This is a genomic window from Janibacter alkaliphilus, from assembly GCF_013408565.1.
GTDB classification, from domain to species: Bacteria; Actinomycetota; Actinomycetes; order Actinomycetales; family Dermatophilaceae; genus Janibacter; species Janibacter alkaliphilus.
Genome location: NZ_JACBZX010000001.1, coordinates 151295 through 175863, shown reverse-complemented (window position 1 = coordinate 175863; position 24569 = coordinate 151295). Strand labels below are relative to the sequence as shown.

The window sequence follows — 24569 nt, the reverse complement described above, 5'->3', positions numbered from 1 at the left end:
GAGCCTACCCAGACCGGGTCAGTCGGTCGTCGTCCCGTCGATCGCGGTCAGCCGCTGCAGGTCCGAGCGCAGCGCCGCCAGGGTGCCGCGGGCCTCGTCGCGGGCCGCTGCGAGCCCGTCGCGACCGTCCACCGGGACGACCGCCTCGAGGTAGACCTTGAGCTTCGGCTCGGTCCCCGACGGGCGCACGATCACCCGCGACCCGTCGTCGAGGTACCAGCGCAGGCCGTCGGTGGGCGGCAGGCCGCCGTCCCCGGTGGCCAGGTCGTCGAGGCGGCTCACCGCACGCCCGGCGACCTGCTCCGGGGGAGCCGCGCGCAGGCGCTGCATCACCTGCTCGATCTGGCCGAGGTCGGCCACCCGCACCGAGAAGGCGTCGGTGCCGTGCACCCCGTGCGCGGTCTCGATGTCGTCGAGGACGTCGAGCAGCGTGCGGCCCTGCGCGCGCAGCGCCGCGGCCAGCTCGGCGACGAGCAGCGCCGCGCTGATCCCGTCCTTGTCGGCCACGACGTCCGGCGCCACGCAGTAGCCGATCGCCTCTTCGTAGCCGTAGCGCAGGCCCTCGGCGCGGGCGATCCACTTGAAGCCGGTGAGGGTCTCCTCGTGCCGCACCCCGGCGCCGGCGCACAGCGCGGCGAGCAGCCGGGAGGAGACGATCGAGCAGGCGAAGGCCGCGTCGGCGCCGACACCCTGGGCGAGCACGTGGTGGCCCAGGATCGCGCCGAGCTCGTCGCCGCGCAGCAGGCGCCAGCCTCCCTCGGGGGCCGGCACGGCGACGGCGCACCGGTCGGCGTCCGGGTCGTTGGCGACGAGCAGGTCCGCGCCGACCTCCTCGGCCTGAGCCAGGGCGAGGTCGAGCGCGCCGTCCTCCTCGGGGTTGGGGAAGGCCACGGTCGGGAAGTCGGGGTCCGGCTCGGCCTGCGAGGTCACCACCACCGGCTCGGCGAAGCCGGCCGTCGTCAGCACCCGCCGCAGGGTCTGCGTGCCGACGCCGTGCAGCGCGGTGTGCACCACGGACAGCTCGCGGGGGCCGGGGGAGACGAGGCCGGCGACCTGCTCGACGTAGGCATCGAGCAGGTCGCCGCCGAGGGTCTCCCAGCCGTCACGGGCCAGCGGTACCTCGTCGGCGGGCCCGACCTGGTCGATCTGTGCGGCGATCTCGGCGTCGGCCGGGGGGACGATCTGCCGACCGTCGCCGAGATAGACCTTGTAGCCGTTGTCCTGGGGCGGGTTGTGGCTGGCGGTGACCATCACCCCGGCGTCGGCGCCGAGGTGGCGCACGGCGAAGGCCAGCACAGGCGTCGGCAGCGGCTCGGGGAGCACCATCGCCCGACCGCCCCCGGCGACGACCACGGCGGCGGTGTCCCGGGCGAAGACGTCGGAGCCGTGCCGGGCGTCGAAGCCGATGACCACGGTGGGCTCGTCCACCGTGGTCCGCAGGTGGGCCAGCAGCCCCGCGGCGGCCTTGATCACCACGGCCCGGTTCATCCGGTTCGGGCCCGCGCCGAGGGCTCCCCGGAGGCCGGCGGTGCCGAACTCCAGCGTCCCGTCGAACCGGTCGCGCAGATCGGTCACGGCCTCGGCGGCCGGTTCGCCCGTACCGGTGGCCGCCTCGACGAGCCCTTCCAGCTCCGCGCGGGCGGCCTCGTCGGGGTCCTGGGCGATCCAGGCGCGCACCTCGTCGATCAGCCCGGCCACGGCGGGTGCGGGCCCTCGGGGGTCGCCGGCGGCGGGTGAGCCCATCAGATCCGCCCGACCACGTCGGCCAGCAGCCGGCTGCAGCGCCCGGCCGCGGCCTGGCCGGCGGCCACGACCTCCTCGTGGGAGAGCGGGTGGTCGCTGACCCCGGCGGCGGCGTTGGTGACCAGCGAGATGCCGAGGATGTCCATGCCGGCCTCTCGGGCGGCGATGGCCTCCAGGGCGGTGCTCATCCCGACGAGGTCGCCGCCGAGGATGCCGGCCATCCGCACCTCGGCCGGGGTCTCGTACTGCGGTCCGCGGAACTGCACGTACACCCCGTCGTCCAGGGTGGGGTCGACCTCGCGGGCCAGCTCGCGCAGCCGGGGGGTGTAGAGGTCGGTGAGGTCGACGAAGGTGGCCCCCTCCAGCGGGGTGGCCGCGGTGAGGTTGATGTGGTCCCGGATGAGGACCGGGGTGCCGGGCGCCCGGTCGGGGTCGAGCCCGCCGCACCCGTTGGTCAGCACGAGGGTGCTGCAGCCGGCTGCGGCCGCGGTGCGCACGGCGTGCACCACCGCCGCCACGCCCCGCCCTTCGTAGAAGTGGGTGCGGGTCCCGAAGACGAGGGCCTGGCGCCCCGAGCCGGCCACGGTGATCGAGCGCATCGAGCCGGAGTGGCCGGCCACGGCGGCCGGCGCGAAGCCGGGCACGTCGGCGTTGTCGATGGTCGTCGTGGTCTCGCCGAGCAGGTCGGCGGCGCCGGCCCAGCCCGAGCCCAGCACCAGGGCGATGTCGTGGCGCGGGCGGCCGGTGCGCTCGGCGATCACCGCGGCGGCCTCCTCCGCGAGCTGCTGGGGGGTCTCGGTGCTGGGTGCGGGGGCGGCGGTGGCGTCGTTCACCCCGGCAATGTACTAGCGGGCCGGGGCCGACCTCGGCACCGTGGGGAGGGGCCGCGGGGTCGGGACCGGTGGGGCCGGGGTGGTTGGATGGACCGGTGACACGATCCAGCTCTGTGGTGATCCTCGGCGGCGGGCCGGGTGGGTACGAGGCGGCCCTGGTGGCCGCGCACCTGGGTGCCCGGGTGACGGTCGTGGACCGGGACGGCGTCGGCGGCGCCGCGGTGCTCACCGACTGCGTGCCCAGCAAGACCCTCATCGCCACCGCCGACGCGATGAGCGAGCTCGACGCCGCCTCCGACCTCGGGGTCCACCTCGAGGACGACGAGGGGGACCACGTCGCCGACGCCCGGGCCGAGCTGGCCCAGGTCAACCGGCGGGTCCTCGGCCTGGCCTCGGCCCAGTCGGAGGACATCGCCTCCCGGATGGAGGCGGACGGCGTGCGGATCGTCCGCGGCGCGGGTCGGCTGGACTCGGCCACCTGCGTCGTCGTGGAGAGCGGCGATGCCGCAGGGGAGCGGATCGAGGCAGACATCGTGCTGCTCGCCACCGGGGCCACCCCGCGGGTGCTGCCGACCGCGCAGCCGGACGGCGAGCGGATCCTCACCTGGCAGCAGATCTACGGCCTGCCCTCGCTGCCCGAGCACCTGATCGTCGTCGGCTCCGGCGTGACCGGCGCCGAGCTGGCGCAGGGCTACCTCGGGCTGGGGGCCCGGGTCACCCTGGTCTCCTCACGCGACCTCGTGCTGCCCGGCGAGGACAGCGACGCTGCCCAGGTCATCGAGGACGTCTTCCGTCGCCGCGGGATGACCGTGCTCAACCGGTCCCGGATGGCCTCGGCCGAGCGCCGCGGGGACGGGGTGGTGGTGACCCTCGAGGACGGCCGCGAGGTCGAGGGCAGCCACGTGCTCATCGCCGTCGGCGCGGTGCCGCAGACTCAGGGGCTGGGTCTGGAGGACGTCGGGGTCGAGCTCAGCGACTCGGGCCACGTGGTCGTCGACCGGGTCTCGCGCACCAGCGTGCGCGGCATCTACGCCGCCGGGGACTGCACCGGGGTGCTGGCGCTGGCGTCGGTGGCCGCGATGCAGGGCCGGATCGCGATGTCGCACGCGCTCGGTGACGCGGTGGCGCCGCTGCGTCTGCCGACGGTCTCCAGCAACGTCTTCACCGACCCGGAGATCGCCACCGTCGGGATGACTGCGGAGCAGGCCGAGGAGAACGCGGACGTCGACGCGGTGACGATGCCGCTCTCGACCAACCCGCGGGCGAAGATGCTCGGCATCCACGAGGGCTTCGTCAAGCTCTTCGCCATCCGCGGTGCGGGCACAGTCACCGGCGGCGTCATCGTCGCCCCCCGGGCCTCGGAGCTCATCTACCCGGTGGCGATCGCCGTTCAGAACCGCCTGTCGGTCGACCAGCTGGCCTCGACCTTCACCGTCTACCCCTCGTTGAGCGGCTCGATCGCCGAGGCGGCGCGCCGGCTGCACCCCACGGACTGACCCCCCTTCCCGACCCACCCCGCCCGGGCACGACGCCCCCCACCGACCGGGCTACCACGCAGTAAGTGCTGTGATCACGACACTTACTGCGTGGTAGGTCGATATCTGGGGCGCGGTGTCCTGGGGTGCGGCTGCTCTGAGGAGCGGAGGGGGAGCAAAGGGGGATGGCCGGGTGGGGCCGTTCGCCGCGCGCGTCCGACGACATCCCGCTAGCGTGCTCACGGGAGCACCGAGCCGCCCCTGAGCGGGTGTGATCCATCGGCCGGTCGCGGTGTGCCCCAACGCCTTCCACCCTTCCGAGGCGATCTCGCCATGCCATACCACGACGTGTGCACCATCGAGAGGAACCCACGATGACGACACCATGGACAGTCACCGCACGACCCAGCCGTTCGCGCCGGATGCTGGCCGCCGCCGTCTCGGCGACGGCCGCTGCCGGCCTCGGCCTCACCACCGTCGGCGCCGGTGCCGCCCAGGCCGAGGACGGGGCGATGATCGTCCCCGCCAGCGGCCGGATCACCGGCAACCCCAGCGGCTACTGCAGCTCCGGCAACGCGCACGAGGGCTTCGACATCGCCGCCCCCGCCGGCACCACGGTGGTCGCGGCCGCGGACGGCAAGGTCCGCCAGGCCGACTACGCCTCCAGCCCCGGCCACCGGGTGGTCATCGACCACGCCGGCGGGTGGGAGACCCGGTACCTGCACCTGAGTAGCAAGTCGGTGCGCACCGGGCAGACCGTCACCAAGGGACAGGTCATCGGGAAGGTGGGCAGCACCGGGAACTCCACCGGCAACCACCTGCACTTCCAGGTCGAGCGCAACGACGCGGTCATCCGCTCGTCCTCGCTGCTCAACGACTTCCGCTGCGGCAGCACGGTCAGCCGCGGCAAGGCCATCACCTACAGCTTCCCCGGGCTGCCCGGCGGCAGCTCCAGCAGCAGCAACCCCAACTACCCCAAGCTGCGCAAGGGCGACCGGGGCAACGACGTCAAGAGGCTGCAGGTGCACCTGACCACCGCCGGGCACAAGGTGACCGCCGACGGCTCCTTCGGCTCGGCCACCGATGCGGCCGTCAAGGCCTTCCAGAAGAAGATCGGCACCAAGGCCGACGGTGTCGTCGGCCCGAAGACCTGGGGCGCCCTGGAGACCGCCCCGGCGAAGGGGACCAAGCTCCGCCAGGGCTCGGAGGGCATGGAGGTGAAGTACCTGCAGCGCGGGATCAACGCCAACCTCGGCACGACCATGAAGGTGGACGGCAAGTTCGGCTCGACCACCGCCGCCGCGGTCAAGCGCTACCAGAGCTTGCGGGGGCTGACCGCCGACGCCGTGGTCGGCCCGGCCACCTGGGCCAAGCTCAAGGGCGGTCGCTGAGAACGGGTCAGCAGCGACGTCACCCGAACGACGAAGGGGGCCCCGACCAGATCTGGTCGGGGCCCCCTTTCGCCGTCCGGCGGGACCCTGGGTCGGTGCGACCTCAGTCGGTGATGTCGCAGATGACCCCACCGTTGCTCACGGTGGCGCCGACCTCGGCCTGCAGGTTGCCGACCGTGCCGGCCTTGTGCGCGTTGATCGGCTGCTCCATCTTCATCGCCTCGAGGACCACGACCAGCTCGCCCTCGGCGACCTCCTGGCCCTCCTCGACGGCGAGCTTGACGATGGTGCCCTGCATCGGCGCGGTGAGGCTGTCGCCGGAGGCCGCGGCGCCGCCGCCGGAGCCGCCGGAGCGCTTCGGGGCCTTCTTCTTCGCCTGGCCGCCGCCGCCCAGGGCGAGGCCGCCGGGCAGCACGACCTCGAGCCGCTTGCCGCCGACCTCGACGGTGATCCGCTGCCGCTCCTCGTCCTCCTCGGCCTCGCCGGTCTCACCGCCGTAGGGCGCGATCTGGTTGTCGAACTCGGTCTCGATCCACCGGGTGTGCACCGCGAAGGGCTCGCCGCCCTCGGGGGCGAAGGCCGGGTCGGAGACGACCGCCTGGTGGAAGGGGAGAACCGTGGGCATGCCGTCGACCTCGAGCTCGGCCAGCGCGCGTCGGGAGCGCTCCAGCGCCTGCTCGCGGGAGGAGCCGGTGACGATGAGCTTGGCGATCATCGAGTCGAAGGCGCCGGCGACGGTGTCGCCCTCCTCGATCCCGGCGTCCCAGCGCACGCCCGGGCCGTGCGGCACCCGCATGCGGGTGACCGTGCCCGGGGCCGGCATGAAGTTGCGGCCGGCGTCCTCGCCGTTGATCCGGAACTCGAAGGAGTGCCCGCGCGCCACCGGGTCCTCGTAGCCGAGCACCTCGCCGTCGGCGATGCGGAACATCTCGCGCACCAGGTCGATGCCGGTGACCTCCTCGGTCACCGGGTGCTCGACCTGCAGGCGGGTGTTGACCTCGAGGAAGGAGATCGTGCCGTCGGCGGCGACGAGGTACTCGCAGGTCCCCGCGCCGACGTAGCCGGCCTCGCTGAGGATGGCCTTGGAGGCTCGGACCAGCTCGGCGTGCTGCTCGTCGGTGAGGAAGGGGGCCGGGGCCTCCTCGACGAGCTTCTGGTTGCGCCGCTGCAGCGAGCAGTCCCGGGTGGAGACGACGACCACGTTGCCGTGCTGGTCGGCCAGGCACTGGGTCTCGACGTGGCGGGGCTTGTCGAGGAACTTCTCGACGAGGCACTCGCCGCGGCCGAAGGCGGAGACCGCCTCGCGCACCGCGGAGTCGTAGAGCTCGGGGATCTCCTCCATGGTGCGGGCCACCTTCAGGCCGCGACCACCACCGCCGTAGACCGCCTTGATGGCGATGGGCAGGCCGAACTCCTCGGCGAGGGCGACGACCTCGTCGGCGTCCTTGACCGGGTCCTTGGTGCCGGGGGCCAGCGGGGCGTCCGCGGCGACCGCGATGTGCTTGGCCTTGGCCTTGTCGCCGAGGGCGTCGATCGCCTCCGGGCTGGGGCCGATCCAGATCAGGCCCGCGTCGAGCACCGCCTGGGCGAAGTCGCCGTTCTCGGCGAGGAAGCCGTAGCCGGGGTGCACCGCGTCGGCGCCGGCCTCCTTCGCCACCTCGAGCAGCTTCTCCTGGACGAGATAGCTGTCGCCCGGGGTCTGGCCGCCGAGACCGTAGGCCTCGTCGGCGACCTTGACGTGCAGGGCGTCACGGTCGGGCTCGGCGTAGACGGCGACCGAGGCGATGCCCGCGTCCTTGCAGGCTCGGGCGATGCGCACCGCGATCTCGCCGCGGTTGGCGATGAGGACTTTGCTGATGGCCATGAGCGGAGCCTATCGGCAGCGCGCGGGGGGCTGCGGCGAGGTGGGCCGGGCGTCGTCCGCGGCCGGCGAGAACCTCTCGTTCCCGGGGGAAGCCTTCTCCGGCGAGCGAGCCTTTATCGGGTTACCCGATAAAGGGGAGGCGGGTGAGGTGTGGTGCGGGATGTGCGGCGAGGGTGGGCAGGGTCCTACGGTGGGTGGATGACTGCTTCCCCGCTGACCCCGCTGACCACCCCGTCCGGCACGGTCTCGATCCCGCAGCTCGGCTTCGGTGTCTTCCAGGTCGACGACGACGGGGTCGTCGCGCCGGTCACCGCCGCGCTGGAGGCCGGGTACCGGCACATCGACACCGCGAAGGTCTACGGCAACGAGGCCGGCGTCGGTCGGGCGCTGGCCGACTCCCCGGTGGCCCGCGAGGACGTCTTCGTCACCACCAAGCTGTGGAACGCCGACCAGGGCGACCACGGCACGGCGCGCGCCGCGCTGACCGGCTCGCTGGAGCGGCTCGGCCTGGAGCAGGCCGACCTCTACCTCATCCACTGGCCGATGCCCTCGGTCGACCGCTACGTGCAGAGCTGGCAGGCGCTGCGCACCCTGCGCGACGAGGGCCTGACCCGGGCCATCGGCGTGTGCAACTTCGACATCGAGCACCTGCAGCGGCTGCACGACGAGACCGGCGAGTGGCCGGCGATCAACCAGGTCGAGCTGCACCCCTACCTGGCCCAGGCCGAGCTGCGCGCCTTCCACGAGGAGCACGGCATCGTCACCGAGGCGTGGGCCCCGATCGGGCAGGGCAGCGGGCTGCTCGACGACGAGGTGATCGCGCAGGTGGCCGCCAAGCACGGCATCACCCCGGCCCAGGCGGTCATCGCCTGGCACCTGGCGATCGGCAACGTCGTCATCCCGAAGTCGGTGACCCCCAGCCGGATCGTGGAGAACCACGCCAGCCTGGACGTGCGCCTCGACGAGGACGACGTCGCCGCGATCTCCGGCCTGGACCGGGGCGGCCGGATCGGCCCGGTGCCGGCCGACTTCGCCTACGACGCCCCCGGCAGCTGACGCGGCGGGCGGGCCGACGGCCTCCGCCGGGCTGGCGCCCCGCTCACCGCACGCGCTCCCGGTCGCTCGCGCAGTCGTCGGGGAGGGTGTAGCCGGCGCGGATCTCCGCAGCCCGGTCGCGGGACAGGTTCCACCCGGCCAGCCGGGACAGCCCGGTCGCGGTGTCCTCGGCGCCGGGGTCCGCGGTCCGGACCCCGCGCAGCTCCGGGTCGAGCAGGATGCACGCCTTGACCCGCGTCGGCAGGGCAGAAGCGTGCACCGCCGGCACCGCCTCGTCGCCCAGCCGGGCCAGGTGGGCGACGTCCACCGGTGACCCGTCGGCGTACCGGTCGAGGTTGCGCTCCGCGACGAACCCCGTGGTCCCGCCCACGGTGAAGGCGAGCACCGCGGCCACCCCGGTGAGCAGCACCGCCCGGCCCAGCCACCGGCGAGACGGTGCGAAGAGCGAGACGAGCAGGGCCAGCAGCACGAGGCCGAACCACACCTCGACGAGGTCGGCCAGCACCCGGGCCACGGTGTAGCCGTAGGCCTCCTGGTAGAGGGCCATCCGCCGCAGCGCCGACACCACGACGCCCAGCGCCAGCAGGCACAGCGCCGCGCAGGTCAGCTGCATGCGGTGCCGGTCGCGGGCGGTCTCCACCCGGCCCCAGGCGCGCACCCCGGCGACGAGCAGCACGGTGAGCAGGGTGGCCAGGGTGAGCTGCCCGAAGCCCTGCCGGGCCGAGTCGGCGTAGGTCAGGCCGGTGGTGCGCAGCACGTAGTCGTGCCCGCCGGTGACCGCGGCCACCTGGGCGGCGAGGAAGGCGAGGTAGACGGCGATGACGACGAGCATCGGGATCTGCCACTCCCGCACCGGGATCCGGGAGGAGACCAGCTCGGTGGGGGAGCGCCCCTCGACCCGCGGCGGGTTGAGCGCGAGGTAGAGGCCGCAGAGGGTGATCCCGGTGAAGAAGACCGCGGTGAAGACCCGCAGGACGAGGACGTCGCTGAGGGTCGGCACCAGGTGCGCGGCCCACGAGCCCAGCACGGCGTCGGCCGAGGCCAGCAGCCCGCCGAAGACGAGCAGCAGGGCGAGGCTGACGACGAGGATGCGGGCGCCGGACCAGAGGTTGCCGCGCCGTCCGAGCCGGCGCACGGTGCGGTCCAGCAGCGGCAGCCCGCGCAGCCCGGCGGTGGGCCAGGCGGCCACGCTAAGCGCCATCCCGACGAGGGTGGTCGCGCGGGTGCAGGCGATCGCGGCCAGCGTCCCGGCGGTGAGCATGGCCAGCAGCACGTAGCCGACGTCGGCCCGCAGCACGGTGGTCAGTCCCAGCGGCAGCGCCAGCGCGGCGGTGAGCCAGGACCACCGGGTCGCGCGGTGCGGCGAGGCGCGCCAGATGAGCACCCCACCCAGGGCCAGCACGATCAGCAGACCGAGCCCGACCTCGGCGTCGACGACGAGGACGGCCGCGGCGAGCCCGACCGAGAGCGCCGCCAGCAGCATCCCGGGCTGCGGCGTGGAGTCGCGCTCGGGCCACCACCGGGCCAGCGTCGCGAGCCCTGGGGCGGCCGGCGCCGTCGCCCGTAACGCACCCTGAGGGGGGAGCGCCGGCGCAGGGTGGGTGGCGACCGCGCGGCTGCCTGCAGGGCGGGGGGCGCCCGCCGTGCCGGTGCCTGCCGGACGGGCAGCTGTTGCGGGGCGGGAGGTGCTCTCCGGGCGGTCGGCCGGGGACATGGTCATCTCCTTCTCGGCCTGGATGGGCCTTGCGGTCTGGGCGGTCTGGTCGGTGCGGGTGGCGCCGGAGAGATCCGGCTCGATCGGCAGGGTGACCCTGATCCGGGCGCCGACCCGCCCGTCGAGCGGCGGCAGCGCCTCGATCCGGCCGCCGTGCATGGTGACCACCCAGCCGGCGATGGCCAGGCCCAGCCCGGTGCCGCCGCCGGAGTCGCCGCCGGCACCGAAACGGTCGACGAGGTGCTCGGCCCGCTCCGGGCTCAGCCCCGGTCCCTCGTCGCTGACGACGAGCGACCAGCGGGGCACGCCGGTGGTGACGTGCCGGGCGGCCAGGGTGACCGTGCCGCCGGCCGGGCTGTGCCGCACGGCGTTGTCCAGCAGGTTGGCCACCACCTGGGCCAGCCGGCCGCGGTCGGCGGTCACCACGAGGTCGGCCGGCTGCACGTCGAGCGCCAGGCTGACGTCACGACCCTGCAGCGCGCCCTCGGCGGCGGCCTGCTCCAGCAGCGCGCCGACGGGGATCGGCTCGGGGTGCAGCGGCACCCCGCGCCCGTCGCCGCGGGAGAGGTCGAGCAGGTCACCGACCAGCGCGCCCAGCCGCTCCGACTGGGCCAGCGCGGCCCGCAGGCTGGGCTCGTCGGGGGTGGTGACGCCGTCGGCGAGGTTCTCCAGGAGCGCCTGCTGGGCGCTGAGCGGGGTGCGCAGCTCGTGGCTGACCGTGGCCACCAGCCGGCGGCGGTGCTCCTCGGCCTCGCCCAGCCGGCGGGCCATGGTCGTGAAGGCCTGGGCCAGCACGCCGACCTCGTCCCGCGCCGTCGTGGTGATCTGCACGTCGTAGTCGCCGGCGGCCATCCGTTCGGCGGCCTCGGTCATCTCCCGCAGCGGCTGGGTGAGCCCGGTGGCCAGCCACCGGGTGATCATCACGGCCACCGCCAGGGTGGCCGGCACGGCCAGCCACACGGGCACGCCGGCGCGGCTGCCGACGGCCCCGACGAGCACGGCCACCAGGCCCCCGGCGGCAACCAGCGCCGCCAGCCGGGCGCGGATCGAGGTGAGCCGGCTCAGCGGCTCCTCGCGGCTCATCGCCGACCCGGTGCTCGCCGGCCCCGGTGCTCTTCGGTGCCGGGCTGGTTGGTGCCGGGCTCGTCGGTGCCAGGCGCTCCGGCAGCCTCGGCGCCGTCCTCGAAGGCGTAGCCCACGCCGTGCGCGGTCCGGATCCGGTGCGGCCCCACCTTCGCCCGCAGCGCCTTGACGTGGCTGTCCAGGGTGCGGCTGCCGTAGCTCTCCTCCCAGCCGAAGAGGCGCACGGAGAGCTGTTCGCGGCGCTGGACCACGCCGGGCGCCGAGGCCAGCAGGTGCAGCAGGTCCAGCTCGGTGGGGGTCAGATGCACCGCCTGACCGGCCACGGTGCAGCGGCGCGCCCCGAGGTCGAGCACGAGGTCGCCGCGCACCAGCAGCCGGTCGCCCACGCTCGTGCTCGCCAGCTCGACGGCCCGCTCCACCCGACGCAGCAGGGCGTGCACCCGGGCCACCACCTCCCGCATCCGGAAGGGCTTGGTGAGGTAGTCGTCGGCGCCGACCCCGAAGCCGACGACGATGTCGGTCTCCTCGTCCCGGGCGGTGAGCATGAGCACCGGCACCGGGCGCTCTGCCTGGATCCGGCGGCACACCTCCAGCCCGTCGAAGCCGGGCAGCATGAGGTCGAGCAGCACCACGTCCGGGCCCTGCTCGGCGAAGGTGGTCACCGCGCCGGGGCCGTCGTAGGCCTGCGCCACGGCGAAGCCCTCGGCGGTCAGCCGGTCGGCCAGGGCCCGGTTGATCACCCGGTCGTCCTCGACGACGAGCACGGTGCGGCGGGTGCTCGCGGAGCTGCTGGCCTCGGTCATGGCGTCAGGCTAGGCAGGCCCCTGTGCCGAAGACGGGAGGCAGATGTGGAGATCCTCTGGAGATCGGACGGCTCAGGCGGCCCACCACGGCCGCAGCGGCAGCTCCTCGCCGCCCGGGGCGACCGCCAGCACGTGGTGCAGCTCGACCCGGCCGTCCTCGAAGCCGTACTGGCAGGCGCCCATGTAGAGCCCCCACAGCCGGGCGGTGGGCTCACCCACCTCGGCGACGCACTCCTCCCAGTGCTCGGTGAGGTTGGCGCACCAGTCCCGCAGGGTGAGCGCGTAGTGCGGGCGCAGGCTCTCCTCGTGCAGCACCGGCATCCCGGCGTCCTGGATCGCGCCGAGCACCGTGCCGGCGCCGCACAGCTCGCCGTCGGGGAAGACGTAGCGGTTGATGAACTGCCCCGCCCCGGAGGTGTCGGTGTTGTCCCGCCGGGTGATGCAGTGGTTGAGGAAGAGCCCGCCCGGGCGCAGCCGGGCCAGCATCGCGCCGAAGTAGGCCGGGTACTGCTTCTGCCCGATGTGCTCGGTCATCCCGATCGAGCTGACCGCGTCGAAGCCGGACTCGGACACGTCGCGGTAGTCCTGCAGCCGCACCTCGGCCAGGTGCGACAGACCCTCCTTCGCGATCTGCTCCTGCGCCCAGGCCGCCTGCTGCTCGCTGAGCGTCACGCCGAGGGCGTGCACCCCGCGGCGGGCGGCGTAGAGCACCATCTGGCCCCAGCCGCAGCCGACGTCGAGCAGACGCTGCCCGGGCTGCAGCCGCAGCTTGTCGAAGACCAGCCGGTACTTGTTCTCCTGGGCGGTCTCCAGGCTCGCGCCGGGCTCGGGGTAGCAGGCGCAGGTGTAGGTCATCGACGGCCCCAGCACCAGCTCGTAGAAGCGGTTGGAGATGTCGTAGTGGTAGGAGACGACCTCGGAGTCGCGCTCCTTGGAGTGCCGCCGCAGGCCCTTGAGGTAGCGCTGCCAGCCGGGCGCCACCTCCATCTCGGGCACCGGCGGCCGGTGCAGCGACTCCAAGCCCAGCGAGCGGGCGATCCGAGCGAGGGTGCGCGCGTCCGGGCGGGTGGCGGTCTCCTTGCGCACCTGCTCCAGCGCGGCGAAGAGGTCGTGCGGCGACCCGGGGTGGACGCCGTGCACCACCAGCTCGCCCATGAGGTAGGCCCGGGCCAGCCCGAGGTCGCCGGGGGCGGTGACGACGTACTGCAGCGCCCGCGGCGAGACCACCTCGAGCTCGAGCGGGCTGTCCGCGGGGCCGAAGGTGGAGCCGTCGTAGGCGCGGAAGCGCAGCGGCACGTCCGGCGGCAGGAAGGCGCCGATGATCTCCCCGACGCTCATCGTCTCGCCGGCGTCGGTGGGGGAGTCCTCGAGCCGGGTCATCGTCGGCGCACCGCCTTGTCGTAGAGGGTGGGGAATCGGGAGTCGGGGTCGAGCGTGGCCTTCAGCGCGGCGGCGTGCTCGCCGCCGTACAGCTGGGCGAAGGTGGCCTCGTCGTAGAAGGCGTCGGAGTAGAGCGACTTGTGCCCGCCGAGCGCGCTGACCTGCGCCTCGACGGCCCGGTTGCACGCGGTCGGGTCGTCGGTGGTGATCGGCACCGTCGACCAGAAGCCGATGTTGACGTAGGTGCGGTTCGGCTCCAGCGGGTAGAGCGGCCAGGGGCGCTCGCTGCCCTCGGCAGCGGTGGTCTCGGCCAGCCGCAGCGGGCACAGCCAGATCGGCTCGATCGGCACCTCGGCGAGGAACCAGCGCAGGAAGTCGGCGGTGCGGGAGATGTCCACCTCGACGTCCTGGACCACCCGCTCCCGCGGGGGCAGGCCCTTGCGGGCCTCCAGCCGGTCGGCGACGTCGTGGCGCTGGTCGACCGCGACCATCTTCCAGTAGATGCTGCTGCGCAGCAGCCGCCGCGGCCACAGCCGGCGCACCCGCGGGTTCTGCGCGCCGAAGGCCCGGGAGCACCAGAACCAGTCGGTGTCCCAGCGCCACAGGTAGTCCCGGATCGTCAGCCGGTCACGGGTGGTCCCGCGCGGGTGCTGCAGCGAGCGGTAGAAGATCTGCTGGCCGGTGTAGTCGCTGACCGGCCCCGGCTCGTGGCTCCACCGGGCCAGCACGAGGTAGCTCTCCTCGGCGCCGAAGACGACGCCGTCGATCGCGTCCACCCGCTCGCCGTCGTGCTCGCCCGCCTCGACGATCTCGGTCATCGTCTGCTGCAGGCTGTCCAGGTCGTGCAGGCGCAGGTGCCGCAGGGCGACGAAGGGGGGCGCCTCCTCCAGCCGGATCCGCAGCCGCACGGCGTAGCCGAGGCTGCCGTAGGAGTTGGGGAAGCCGCGCCACAGCCGGCGCTCGTGCTCGTCGCCGTCCGGCCGGGCGGTGACAATCTCGCCGGTGCCGATGAGCACGTCCATCTCCAGCACCGACTCGTGCGGCAGGCCGTTGCGGAAGCTCGTCGACTCGATGCCCAGGCCGGTGACCGCGCCGCCGAGGGTGATCGTCTTCAGCTGCGGGACCACCAGCGGGATCAGCCCGTGCGCGAGGGTCGCGTCGACGAGGTCCTCGTAGGTGCACATCCCCTGCACGTCGGCGGTGCGCGCGATCGGGTCGACCTCGATCACCCCGGTCAGCCCGGTCGTGTCCAGGCCGGGCCCGGTGGTCGCGGCGCGGTGCCGGAAGAGGTTCGAGGTGCGCTTGGCCAGGCGCACCTGCTGGCTGGCCGGGACGGCGGCGAAGGAGTCGAGCAGCCGCTGCACGCCCTCGCGGTGCTGCTCCCAGCCGGTCTCACGGCTGCCGACGGTCGGGCGGACCAGCTCCCGCAGGGCGGTCAAAGTCGTTCTCGCAGCAGCCATCACCAGTGATGCTACGCCTGCCGGAGCGGTGCCGCGCCCGGTGTCTGCGGGCCGGTCGGGCCGGTGCCCCGGGCGCGGCGCCGGTCGGCAGCCGCGGAGCCAGGCTCAGGTCGGCAGCACCCGGGTGACGAAGTGGCGCAGCTGGTCGATGTTGCGGCACTCGTGCATGTCCACCACCCGCCCGTAGACCCCGGCGACCGAGTCGCCGCTGTCCCACTGCCGGGCCGCCTCCGGGTTGAGCCAGACGACGTGCTGGGCGTGGGCGACGATCTCGCGCAGCGCCTCCGGCCGCGGGGCGGTGCCGTTGGTCCGGGCGTCGCCGAGGATGAGCACGGTGCTGCGCGGACCGACCGCGTCCAGGTGCCGCTCGGCGAAGTCGGCCAGCGCCCCGCCGTAGTCGCTGCTGCCGTGCCACCGGGAGAGGGTGGCCTGCTCGGCGATCTGTCGGCTGATGTCCTCCCCGACCCGGGACTCGCGGACGATGTCGGTGATGTCGTCGGTGACGTTGACGAAGCCGAAGAAGCGCACCCGGCGGAACTGCCCGGCCAGCGACTGCAGCAGCAGGATGGTGAAGCGGGAGAAGCCCGAGACGGAGCCGGACATGTCGCACAGCAGCACGACGTCGGCGCGGCTGCGGTGCCGGCGTCGGTGCGCCGGGCGCACCGGGACCCCGCCGGTGGACATCGCCGCGCGCAGGGTGCGCCGGATGTCGATGCCGCCGCGGCCGCTGCGCCGCTGGCGGGCGGCCAGCCGCGCCGCGAGCTTGCGCGACAGCGGCGCGATGGCCGCCTGCAGCTCGGCCGCCTCGGTCCGGCCGGTGAGCAGGAAGTCCTTGCGTTCCAACGGGTCCCGCACGCCGTAGCGGGCGATCCGGTCGCGGCCGCGGACCTCGGCGTTGCGTCGGGCCGCCTCGGTCTCCACCGCCCGTCGGAAGGCGGCCACCCGGCCGCGGATCTCGTCGCGGTCGATCCGGTCGGTCATCCGCTCCGGGCGCCACGGCGAGCCGGAGCCGCCGCCGGCGCCGCTGCCGGTGGCGCCCTGACCCCCTTCGCCACCACCGCCGCTGCCCTCGCCGGAGCCGCCGGGCACCTCTCCGGCGTCCCGGGCCCGCTCCAGGGCGGCCGCGATCGCCGTCTGCGGGGCCAGCCGGTCCAGCGCCTGACCGGCCGACCAGCCGCCCATGGTGGCCTGGTTCGCCAGCGCACCGAGCTCGCGCAGGGCCAGTGCGGCCAGCCGCTCCAGCTCGTCCTCGTCGCCGTCGGCCAGGGCCTGCACCAGGCGCTCGCGGATGGCCTCGGCCCGCTCCCGGTCGGTGCCCTCGATCTCCGGCTCAGGGGCTGCCCGCTCGCCGAGGGCGGCCGGGAAGTGCAGGTCGAAGAGCTGGTCGAAGACGGTGCGGTCACCGGCCCGGCGCATCATCGAGGCGGCCACCCCGGCGCGCAGCCGCTCCCGGTCGGTCAGGCCGAGGGCGTGCGCGGCCGCGGCCGCGTCGGCGACCTCGGAGGTGCCGACGGTGACCCCGTGGCGCCGCAGCGACCGGCCCAGCTCGACCAGCCGGGCGCCCAGCGCGCCCGGCTCGAGCGCGACCTCAGGCGAGCTCACGGTCCAGCTCGAGACGGGCCGCGGCGGTCTCGATGTCGTCGCGGTGCTTGAGCACGACGCCGAGGGTCTCGCGCAGCATCGCCGGGTCGAGGTCGTTGCCGGCGCCCAGGGCGAGCAGGGTGCGGGCCCAGTCCACGGTCTCGGCCACCGACGGCGACTTGCGCAGCCGCATCTCGCGCAGCGCCCCGACGAGCCGGACCACCGAGTCGGCGAGGGCGTCGTCCAGGCCGGGCACCGCCAGGTCGACGATCTGGCGCTCCAGGGTGGCCTCGGGGTAGTCGATGTGCAGGTAGAGGCAGCGGCGCCGCAGCGCCTCGGAGAGCTCGCGGGTGGCGTTGGAGGTGAGCACGACGAAGGGGGTGTGCCGCGCCTGGATGGTGCCGAGCTCGGGGACGGTCACCTGGAAGTCGGAGAGCACCTCGAGCAGCAGGCCCTCGATCTCCACGTCGGCCTTGTCCAGCTCGTCGATGAGCAGCACGCTGGGGCGCTCGCTGCGCACCGCCTTCAGCAGCGGCCGGTCGAGCAGGAACTCGTCGGTGAAGATGTCCTCCTTGACGCTGCTCCAGTCGGCCTCGTCGTCGCCGGAGGCGTCGTGGTGGGCGCCGGCGGCGGTGATCCGCAGCAGCTGCTTGGCGTGGTTCCACTCGTAGAGGGCGCGGGCCTCGTCGACCCCTTCGTAGCACTGCAGCCGGATGAGCTCGGCCTCGGTGGCCGCGGCGACGGCGGTGCTCAGCGCGGTCTTGCCGACGCCGGCCGGCCCCTCGACCAGCAGCGGCTTGCCCAGGGTGTCGGCGAGGTAGACGGTGGTCGCGATGGCGTCCGAGGCGAGGTAGCCGACCGCGGCCAGGCGCTCGCGGACGTCGTCCACCGAGGTGAAGCGGGGTTCAGGTGCCATGCCGCCCAGTGTGCCCGACGGGTCGGGCCGGCGTCGTCGGTGCTCGGGTCTAGCCTGCCGCTCATGAGCAGCGACGGGCTCCTGGCGGGAGCGGACGGGCGGCAGCGGTGCGCCTGGGCGGGTGAGGCCGAGGACTACGTGACGTACCACGACACCGAGTGGGGGCGCCCGACGACGGACGAGCGGGCCCTCTTCGAGAAGCTCTGTCTGGAGGGCTTCCAGTCCGGGCTCTCGTGGATCACCATCCTGCGCAAGCGGGAGGCGTTCCGGGAGGTCTTCGCCGGCTTCGACCCCGAGCGGGTCGCCGCGTACGGCGAGGGCGACGTGGAGCGGCTGCTGACCGACGCCCGGATCATCCGGCACCGCGGCAAGATCGAGGCCACCATCGGCAACGCCCGGGCGCTGCTGGCGCTGCACGGGCAGGGCGACAGCCTGGCCCGGGTGATGTGGTCGGCGGAGCCGTCGACCCAGCCTGCCCCCCGGCGGGTGGAGGACGTGCCGGCGGTCACCGACGGGTCGGTGACGCTCTCGCGCACCCTCAAGCGGCTCGGCTTCCGCTTCGTCGGACCGACCACCGCCTACGCGGCGATGCAGGCGATGGGCATCGTCGACGACCACATGGTCGGGTGCTGGCGCCGGGAGCCGTGCCTGGCCGAGCGGGCGGCCACCCAGGTGCCCGGGTGAGCCTCGACCGAGGCGTCGGGGACGGGCGGGGTGACGTGGGTGCCGGCGGCGACGTGGCGGACCCGGCCCCGCGGGTGATCCACACCGGCCAGGCGCTCGTCGACGTGGTGCTCGAGGTGCCCGGGCTGCCGCGCCGCGGCGGCAACGTCGTGGCGCACGGGTGCGCGCGGCACGCCGGCGGCGCGGTGACGATCCTGCTGGCGGCGGCCCGCTCGGGCGCCCGGTGCGTGCACGCCGGGGCCCACGGCACCGGCCCGCACGGCGACATGGTCCGCTCCGCCCTCGCCGACGACGGGGTGGAGCTGGCGAGCCCGCCGGTCCTCGACCAGGACACCGGCTCGTGCCTGGTGCTGCTGGAGCCGGGTGGGGAGCGCACCTTCGTCACCACCCACGAGGCGGAGCGCGAGATCAGCGTCGCGTCGCTGGACGCGGCGCACCCTCGGCCCGGGGACCTCGTGTGCGTCAGCGGCTACAGCCTGCACGGCCGCACCCGCGAGCCGCTGCTGACCTGGCTCGCCGGGCTGCCAGAGGGGGTCGTCGTCGTCCTCGACCCCGGGGACGCCCTCGAGGGCCTGCCGGCCGAGCTCGTGACGCAGGTGCTCGCGCGGACGAGCGTGTGGACCTCGAACCTCGACGAGGCGAGCGCGCTGACCGGGGCCAGCGGGATGGCCGATGCCGCGGACGCGGTGCGGGCCCTGCTGCCGGCCGGTGCGGTGACGATCGTGCGGGACGGTCCGGCCGGGTGCGCGGTCTCGGTGTGCGATGCGGGCGCGACCGTCCTCGCGGGCTTCCCGGAGCGAGCGGTGGACACCAACGGGGCGGGCGACACGCACACCGGCGTGCTCGTCGCCGAACGTGCCCGGGGGACCGGGTGGGTCGAGGCGTGCCGACGGGCGAACGCCGCCGCGGCGGTCAAGGTGACCCGGCGCGGGCCGACCACCGCTCCCGGCCACGCCGAGATCGACGCCTACCTGGCCCGGCAGGTCTCCGGCTAGGTTGGGCGGCGCCTGCCACGACAGGACACGAGAGGAGACGCACCGTGCCCGACGAACGGTCCCGTGCAGAGACGTCCCCAGCTCCGGAGGAGGACCTGCGTCGCGAGCTCTCCCGGCTGCGGGGGAGGCTCACGCGATCGGACGAGCAGCGCGAGCGGATGACCGCAGAGCTGGAGCTGCTCCGGGCGGCGACCCGCTACCCCTTCGGCGACGACCTCCCGGAGAGCGTCGAGGAGGTGGTGGCCCGGGTGCGGCAGGAACGGCTGACCTATCTGCGGGCCGAGGACCTGCGGGCGCTCGCGGCGCTGGTCGGGGAGATCGAGCGCTCCGGTCGGGAGGGGCAGATCATCGAGGCCGGCACCGCCCTGGGCGGGTCGGCGATCGTGCTCGCCGCGGCCAAGTCGCGGGAACGGCCGATGGCGGTCTACGACGTCTTCGGGATGATCCCGGAGCCGTCCGAGCGAGACCCCGAGGCGGTGCACGCTCGGTACCGGCAGATCGTCTCCGGGCGGTCGTCGGGCATCGGCGACGACACCTACTACGGCTACCGGGAGGATCTGCTCGGCGAGGTCTGCGCCTCCTTCGACCGGCTGGGCGTCCCGGCTCCCGAGCACCGGGTCGAGCTGGTGGCGGGTCTCTTCGAGGACACGCTGCACGTCGAGGGACCGGTGGCGCTGGCCCACCTGGACGGCGACTGGTACGACTCGACGATGGTCTGCCTGGAGCGGGTCGCCCCGCAGCTGGTGCGTGGCGGGCGCATCGTGCTCGACGACTACTACTACTGGGACGGATCGCGCCAGGCGACGCAGGACTTCTTCGCCGCCCGTCCCGAGTTCCGCATCGAGCACCGGGCCAAGGCCCACGTCGTCCGCCTCTGACCCGCCCGCCCCCTCCGCAGCTGCCCGGGCAATTCACACGGCCCCTCCGCAACTGCCCGGGCAATTCACACGCCGCCTCCGCAACTGCCCGGGCAAATCACCGAGGGGTGCGCAACTGCCCGGGCAAATCACCAGAAGGGGGCAGCTGCCCGGGCAAATCACATCGGCCGCTGGCGTCAGGCGACCGGGTCCAGCTCGGCGATCGCCGAACGGATGCGCCCGCCGAGGATCGCCGGGTCGTCGAGGTCGTCCCAGCCCAACCGCGCGAAGGCCCAACCGACGGATCTGAGGTCCGCCTCGCGGCGCTCCTGGGCGAGGTGCGCCGCTGGATCGTTGTACTTCACCTGGCCGTCGAACTCGATGGCGACCCGGTAGGCACGCAGAGCGAAGTCCAGACGGTAGAGCCGGCCAGCGGCCACCACCTCGACCTGCGGGTCGACGTCCCACCCGAGCGTCCGCAGGATCACTGCGGTCAGCGTCTCGCCGGGTGACTCGTGACGGCCGTCGAGATGCGCCAGCGCCAGGCGCGCCTGGCCGACCCCCGTCTGCCCTGCGGCATCGGCGAGCGCCTCGTGGATCTCGGCGGGCGTGCACAGGCCGAGGCGAAGGGCGTGGTCGCCGGCGACGAGGGCGGCCGAGGGATTGTTGGTCTGTGCGGTGCCCACGATCGCGTGCGGGACCGTGACGAGAGATGCGCCGGCGCCGAGGTCCGGCAGCTCGACCTGCGTCGTGGGGCGCCCCTCCAGCAGGCTCTCGCGGACGCCAGCACGTATCCGGCCATGGCCCTGCCCGGCGCGGGCGAGCTCGACGATGTCGAGATCAGCCTTGGCCAGCGGGAGCCCGTGCAGCAGGACTGCCGAGTGGCGGACCGCGACGGATCGGCCAGCATGCAGGCGGATGTTGGCGACGGTCCGGAGGACATGGAGCTCTTCAGGCGTGGCGTCCATGCGCGACGAGTACCAACCGCGCGCGAGACGCCGGAAGCTGCCCCTTCGGCACAGCGCGGCGAGGTCGCGGTCGGAGATGCCCCACCCCCTGGCCTGCTCCCGGCTGAAGACGGGCAGGTCCCCGACGTTGGTGAGGTCGACGTGCAGCGTGGTGGTCACGAAGGCCAGGCTGCCGACTTCGGGGCCGAGCCCCGTGGGGTTATCCACAGGGCGCGACTCCGCGCGGGCTCCACCGTGGTGAATTGCCCGGGCAGTTGCGGAGGGGCCGTGTGATTTGCCCGGGCAGTTGCGGGGGAGGGTGGTGATTTGCCCGGGCAGTTGCGAGGGAGGGTGGTGATTTGCCCGGGCAGTTGCGAGGGAGGCCGTGTGATTTGCCCGGGCAGTTGCGGAGGGGGAGGGGGAGGGTCAGCGGGAGGCGAGCTCGTCGCGGCAGCGCTGCTCGAAGGTGTCCAGCTCGGTGAGGGCCGCCTCGACGTCCCGACGGCGCTGCTCGAGGTCGGCGCGGCGCTCGTCGATCTGGGAGAGCACGTACTCCAGCTGGCTGGTGCGCCCGCGCGGGGCGTCGTAGAGGTCGATGATCTTGGCGATCTCCTCCAGCGGGAAGCCCAGCCGCCGCCCGCGCACCACGAGGCCGAGGCGGGTCCGGTCGCGCCGCCGGTAGACCCGCCGGGTGCCCTCCCGCGCCGGGGAGACCAGGCCCAGCTGCTCGTAGTGGCGCACCGTCCGGTGGGTGATCCCGAGCTCCTCGGCCACCTCCGCGATGCTCCACGTGCGCTGCTCCTCGCGCGTGCTTGTCATGACCCGTGAGCATGCTTTACGTTGACGTCAACGTCAAGCACCAGACCGACGTGCCAGACCGTGCTCCGGGGCGACCCCCAGGAGCCTCCACCGACGCGAGGACGACGATGTTCGAGCTGAGCCAGGACCACGAGGACTTCCGCGCGAGCGTGCGCGAGTTCGCCACCCGCGAGATCGAGCCGCACGTGGCCGGCTGGGACCGGGAGCACCACCTGCCGCTGGAGGTGGTCGCCCGGATGGGCGACCTCGGCCTCTTCGGCCTGGTCGTCCCCGAGGAGCACGGCGGCAGCGCCGAGACCGTCGACGGGGTGGTGCAGAGCGACTTCACCGCGCTCTGCCTGGCCATCGAGGAGCTCGGCCGGGTCGACCAGTCGATCGGCATCACGCTCTCCGCCGGGGTCGGCCTGGGGATCAACCCGATCCTCACCTTCGGCAGCGACGAGCAGAAGGCGACCTGGCTCCCGGACCTCGTCGCCGGTCGGGCGCTGGCCGGCTTCGGCCTCACCGAGCCGGACGCCGGCTCCGACGCCGGTGGCACCCGGACGAAGGCGGTGCGTGACGGCGCCGACTGGGTGATCGACGGCGCCAAGGCCTTCATCACCAACTCCGGCACCGACATCACCTCGTGCGTCACCGTCACCGCCCGCACCGGCACCAGCGACGCCGGCCGCCCGCAGATCTCGGCGATCATCGTCCCCTCCGGCACCCCGGGCCTCACCGTGGAGCCGGCCTACGACAAGCTCGGCTGGCACATCAGCGACACCCACGGGCTGACCTTCGACGGCTGCCGGGTCCCCGCCGAGAACCTGCTCGGCGCCGAGGGGGAGGGCTTCCGGCAGTTCCTCAAGACCCTCGACGACGGTCGCATCGCGATCTCCGCGCTGGCCCTGGGCCTGACCCAGCGGATGCTCGAGCTGGCCACCGAGTACGCCGGCACCCGCACCGCCTTCGGCCGCCCCATCGGCGCCAACCAGGGCGTCTCCTTCCAGGTCGCCGACCTGGCCGTCATGGTCGAGGCCTCCCGGGCGCTGACCTACAAGGCGGCCTGGCTCAAGGACGAGGCCGACCGCGGTCGGCGCAGCGCCGCCGAGGTGGCGAAGGCGGCGAGCATCGCGAAGCTCTACACCAGCGAGGCGGCGGTGACCGCCACCCGGATCGCCACCCAGATCTTCGGCGGCAACGGCTTCATGGAGGAGTACCCGGTGGCCCGCTTCTACCGGGACGCCAAGATCCTCGAGATCGGCGAGGGCACCTCCGAGGTGCAGCGCATGGTCATCGCCCGCCACCTCGGGCTGGTCTCCTGATGTCCCCGGCAGGACACCCCAGCCAGCACCCCGCCGAGCACCCGGGCGACCCGCGGGTCGCCGACGTCCGGGCCCGGCTGCAGCAGGCGCACGCCGCCTCCGCCGCGCCCACCGAGAAGGCGGCCGCCAAGCTCGAGGCCCAGGGCAAGCTCTACGTCCGGGACCGGATCGCGCTGCTGCTCGACGAGGGCAGCTTCGTCGAGGACGGCCGGTACGCCAACGCGCTCGCCGACGGGCTGCCCGCCGACGGGGTGGTCACCGGCCGCGGGCTGGTCGACGAGCGGCCGGTCATCGTCATCGCCAACGACCCGACCGTCAAGGCCGGCTCGTGGGGCGCACGCACCGTCGAGAAGATCGTGCGGGCCACCGAGACCGCGCTGCGCGAGGAGCTCCCGGTCTTCTGGTTCGTCGACTCCGCGGGTGCCCGGATCACCGACCAGGTGGAGATGTTTCCCGGGCGGCGCGGCGCCGGGCACATCTTCCACAACCAGGTCGCCCTCTCCGGCAAGGTCCCGCAGGTCTGCTGCCTCTTCGGGCCGAGCGCCGCCGGCGGCGCCTACATCCCCAGCTTCACCGACCTGGTCATCATGGTCGAGGGCAACGCCTCGATGTACCTGGGCAGCCCGCGGATGGCCGAGATGGTCGTCGGCGAGCGGGTCAGCCTGGAGGAGATGGGTGGTGCCCGGATGCACTGCACCGTCTCCGGCTGCGGCGACGTGCTCGTCGGCGACGACGCCGAGGCGATCGAGCTGGCCCGGCTGTGGCTGAGCTACCTGCCGCTGTCCTGGCGCGGCGAGGTCCCGAGCTACCAGGTCGAGCCGCCGACGCAGCCGCTGACCCGGGCGGTGGTCCCGGAGCGGGAGAGCCAGCCCTTCGACATCCACGAGGTCATCGACGGCCTGCTCGACGACGACTCCTTCTTCGAGGTCAAGGCGCTCTTCGCCCCCGAGCTCGTCGTCGGGCTGGGTCGCCTGGAGGGGCAGACCGTCGGCATCGTCGCCAACAACTCGATGGCCAAGGGCGGGGTCCTCTTCGCCGACAGCGCCGACAAGGCCGCCCGGTTCATCTGGATGTGCGACGCCTACTCGATCCCGCTGATCTACCTGGCCGACGTGCCCGGCTTCATGATCGGCAGCGAGGTCGAGCGGGGCGGGATCATCCGGCACGGCGCGAAGATGGTGCACGCCGTCTCGGCGGCCACCGTGCCGCAGGTCTGCGTCGTCGTCCGCAAGGCCTACGGCGCCGGGCTCTACGCGATGGGCGGTCCCGGCTTCGCCCCGGACGCGACGATCGCCCTGCCGACCGCCCGGATCGCGGTGATGGGGCCCGAGGCCGCGGTCAACGCGGTCTACGCCAACACCATCGCGACGATCGAGGCGAGCGAGGGGGCCGAGGCGCGGGACGCCTTCGTCGCGGCCCGGCGCGAGGACTACGAGCAGGACGTCGATCTCGAGCGGCTGGCCGCCGACCTGGTCATCGACGACGTCGTCGAGGCCGAGGACCTGCGGGCCGACCTCGTCCGGCGGATCGCGCACGCCCGGGGCCGCGAGCGGCACTTCGCCACGAAGCGGCGCAGCATCCCGCCGGTCTGAGCGGTGACCCGCATCATGTGAATCCCCATTTACAAAGCGGTCGGTTCGTGGGCATGATGGGGGCGGCAGCGT

Annotated in this window: 19 protein-coding genes; 8 read left to right on the top strand and 11 right to left on the bottom strand. The window is 73.8% G+C overall.

Going from position 1 to position 24569, the window contains the following annotated elements; genetic code table 11:
• Window positions 1-18 precede the first annotated feature (18 nt).
• Both BJY28_RS00790 and BJY28_RS00785 read right to left on the bottom strand, forming a co-directional pair.
• Window positions 19-1743 (bottom strand): phospho-sugar mutase, encoded by a 1725-nt coding sequence (locus BJY28_RS00790; RefSeq protein ID WP_179461318.1) that lies wholly within the window; start codon window positions 1741-1743, stop codon window positions 19-21.
• Window positions 1743-2576, bottom strand: a complete 834-nt coding sequence (locus BJY28_RS00785; protein WP_179461317.1) for a purine-nucleoside phosphorylase — start codon at window positions 2574-2576, stop codon at window positions 1743-1745. Before BJY28_RS00785 ends, BJY28_RS00790 begins: the two co-directional genes overlap by 1 nt.
• A 95-nt stretch (window positions 2577-2671) precedes the next feature.
• Here BJY28_RS00785 and BJY28_RS00780 point away from each other — a divergent pair, with 95 nt between their 5' ends.
• The gene (locus tag BJY28_RS00780; protein WP_343036887.1) at window positions 2672-4072 is read left to right on the top strand and encodes an NAD(P)H-quinone dehydrogenase; all 1401 of its coding nucleotides are present in this window, start codon (window positions 2672-2674) and stop codon (window positions 4070-4072) included.
• A gap of 353 nt (window positions 4073-4425) precedes the next feature.
• Window positions 4426-5442, top strand: coding sequence for a peptidoglycan DD-metalloendopeptidase family protein (locus tag BJY28_RS00775; RefSeq protein ID WP_246313316.1), 1017 nt, complete (start codon window positions 4426-4428; stop codon window positions 5440-5442).
• Between the two features lie 103 nt (window positions 5443-5545).
• Here the strand turns inward: BJY28_RS00775 and BJY28_RS00770 are convergent, their stop codons facing one another.
• Complete coding sequence (locus BJY28_RS00770; protein ID WP_179461316.1) at window positions 5546-7306, bottom strand: acetyl/propionyl/methylcrotonyl-CoA carboxylase subunit alpha; 1761 nt, start codon at window positions 7304-7306, stop codon at window positions 5546-5548.
• 198 nt (window positions 7307-7504) lie between these two features.
• On the opposite strand from BJY28_RS00770, the gene BJY28_RS00765 reads away from it, so the two are divergent.
• Entirely contained in the window at window positions 7505-8362 is an 858-nt protein-coding gene (locus tag BJY28_RS00765) for an aldo/keto reductase (protein WP_179461315.1), read from the top strand.
• Between the two features lie 43 nt (window positions 8363-8405).
• Here BJY28_RS00765 and BJY28_RS00760 read toward each other — a convergent pair whose 3' ends face one another.
• From BJY28_RS00760 to BJY28_RS00735, 6 genes are all read right to left on the bottom strand, one after another.
• Window positions 8406-11159, bottom strand: coding sequence for a DUF4153 domain-containing protein (locus tag BJY28_RS00760; RefSeq protein WP_179461314.1), 2754 nt, complete (start codon window positions 11157-11159; stop codon window positions 8406-8408).
• On the bottom strand, window positions 11156-11962 hold the full coding sequence (locus BJY28_RS00755; protein WP_179461313.1) for a response regulator transcription factor: 807 nt from the start codon (window positions 11960-11962) through the stop codon (window positions 11156-11158). Before BJY28_RS00755 ends, BJY28_RS00760 begins: the two co-directional genes overlap by 4 nt.
• Before the next feature lie 72 nt (window positions 11963-12034).
• Entirely contained in the window at window positions 12035-13342 is a 1308-nt protein-coding gene (locus tag BJY28_RS00750; RefSeq protein ID WP_179461312.1) for a class I SAM-dependent methyltransferase, read from the bottom strand.
• On the bottom strand, window positions 13339-14802 hold the full coding sequence (locus tag BJY28_RS00745; protein WP_179461311.1) for an FAD-binding oxidoreductase: 1464 nt from the start codon (window positions 14800-14802) through the stop codon (window positions 13339-13341). The genes BJY28_RS00750 and BJY28_RS00745 overlap by 4 nt, the downstream gene beginning before the upstream one ends.
• Window positions 14803-14907: 105 nt before the next feature.
• Complete coding sequence (locus BJY28_RS00740; RefSeq protein WP_179461310.1) at window positions 14908-16404, bottom strand: VWA domain-containing protein; 1497 nt, start codon at window positions 16402-16404, stop codon at window positions 14908-14910.
• Window positions 16391-17299, bottom strand: coding sequence for an AAA family ATPase (locus tag BJY28_RS00735; protein ID WP_179461309.1), 909 nt, complete (start codon window positions 17297-17299; stop codon window positions 16391-16393). The genes BJY28_RS00740 and BJY28_RS00735 overlap by 14 nt, the downstream gene beginning before the upstream one ends.
• Before the next feature lie 63 nt (window positions 17300-17362).
• Between BJY28_RS00735 and BJY28_RS00730 the strand changes: the two genes are divergently transcribed.
• From BJY28_RS00730 to BJY28_RS00720, 3 genes are all read left to right on the top strand, one after another.
• The gene (locus tag BJY28_RS00730) at window positions 17363-17983 is read left to right on the top strand and encodes a DNA-3-methyladenine glycosylase I (protein ID WP_179461308.1); all 621 of its coding nucleotides are present in this window, start codon (window positions 17363-17365) and stop codon (window positions 17981-17983) included.
• Window positions 17980-18978 carry a PfkB family carbohydrate kinase gene (locus BJY28_RS00725; RefSeq protein ID WP_343036886.1) on the top strand — a complete coding sequence of 333 codons (999 nt, stop codon included), beginning with the start codon at window positions 17980-17982 and terminating at the stop codon, window positions 18976-18978. The genes BJY28_RS00730 and BJY28_RS00725 overlap by 4 nt, the downstream gene beginning before the upstream one ends.
• 158 nt (window positions 18979-19136) lie before the next feature.
• Complete coding sequence (locus tag BJY28_RS00720) at window positions 19137-19856, top strand: TylF/MycF/NovP-related O-methyltransferase (RefSeq protein ID WP_179461307.1); 720 nt, start codon at window positions 19137-19139, stop codon at window positions 19854-19856.
• A 176-nt stretch (window positions 19857-20032) separates the two neighbouring features.
• Here the strand turns inward: BJY28_RS00720 and BJY28_RS00715 are convergent, their stop codons facing one another.
• Both BJY28_RS00715 and BJY28_RS00710 read right to left on the bottom strand, forming a co-directional pair.
• The gene (locus BJY28_RS00715; protein ID WP_179461306.1) at window positions 20033-20962 is read right to left on the bottom strand and encodes a type IV toxin-antitoxin system AbiEi family antitoxin domain-containing protein; all 930 of its coding nucleotides are present in this window, start codon (window positions 20960-20962) and stop codon (window positions 20033-20035) included.
• Window positions 20963-21208: 246 nt separating this feature from the next.
• A complete protein-coding gene (locus BJY28_RS00710) occupies window positions 21209-21601 on the bottom strand; it encodes a MerR family transcriptional regulator (RefSeq protein ID WP_179461305.1) in 393 nt (130 codons plus the stop codon).
• Between the two features lie 107 nt (window positions 21602-21708).
• Here BJY28_RS00710 and BJY28_RS00705 point away from each other — a divergent pair, with 107 nt between their 5' ends.
• A complete protein-coding gene (locus tag BJY28_RS00705) occupies window positions 21709-22905 on the top strand; it encodes an acyl-CoA dehydrogenase family protein (RefSeq protein WP_179463854.1) in 1197 nt (398 codons plus the stop codon).
• Complete coding sequence (locus BJY28_RS00700) at window positions 22905-24497, top strand: acyl-CoA carboxylase subunit beta (protein WP_179461304.1); 1593 nt, start codon at window positions 22905-22907, stop codon at window positions 24495-24497. The genes BJY28_RS00705 and BJY28_RS00700 overlap by 1 nt, the downstream gene beginning before the upstream one ends.
• Window positions 24498-24569: the final 72 nt, after the last annotated feature.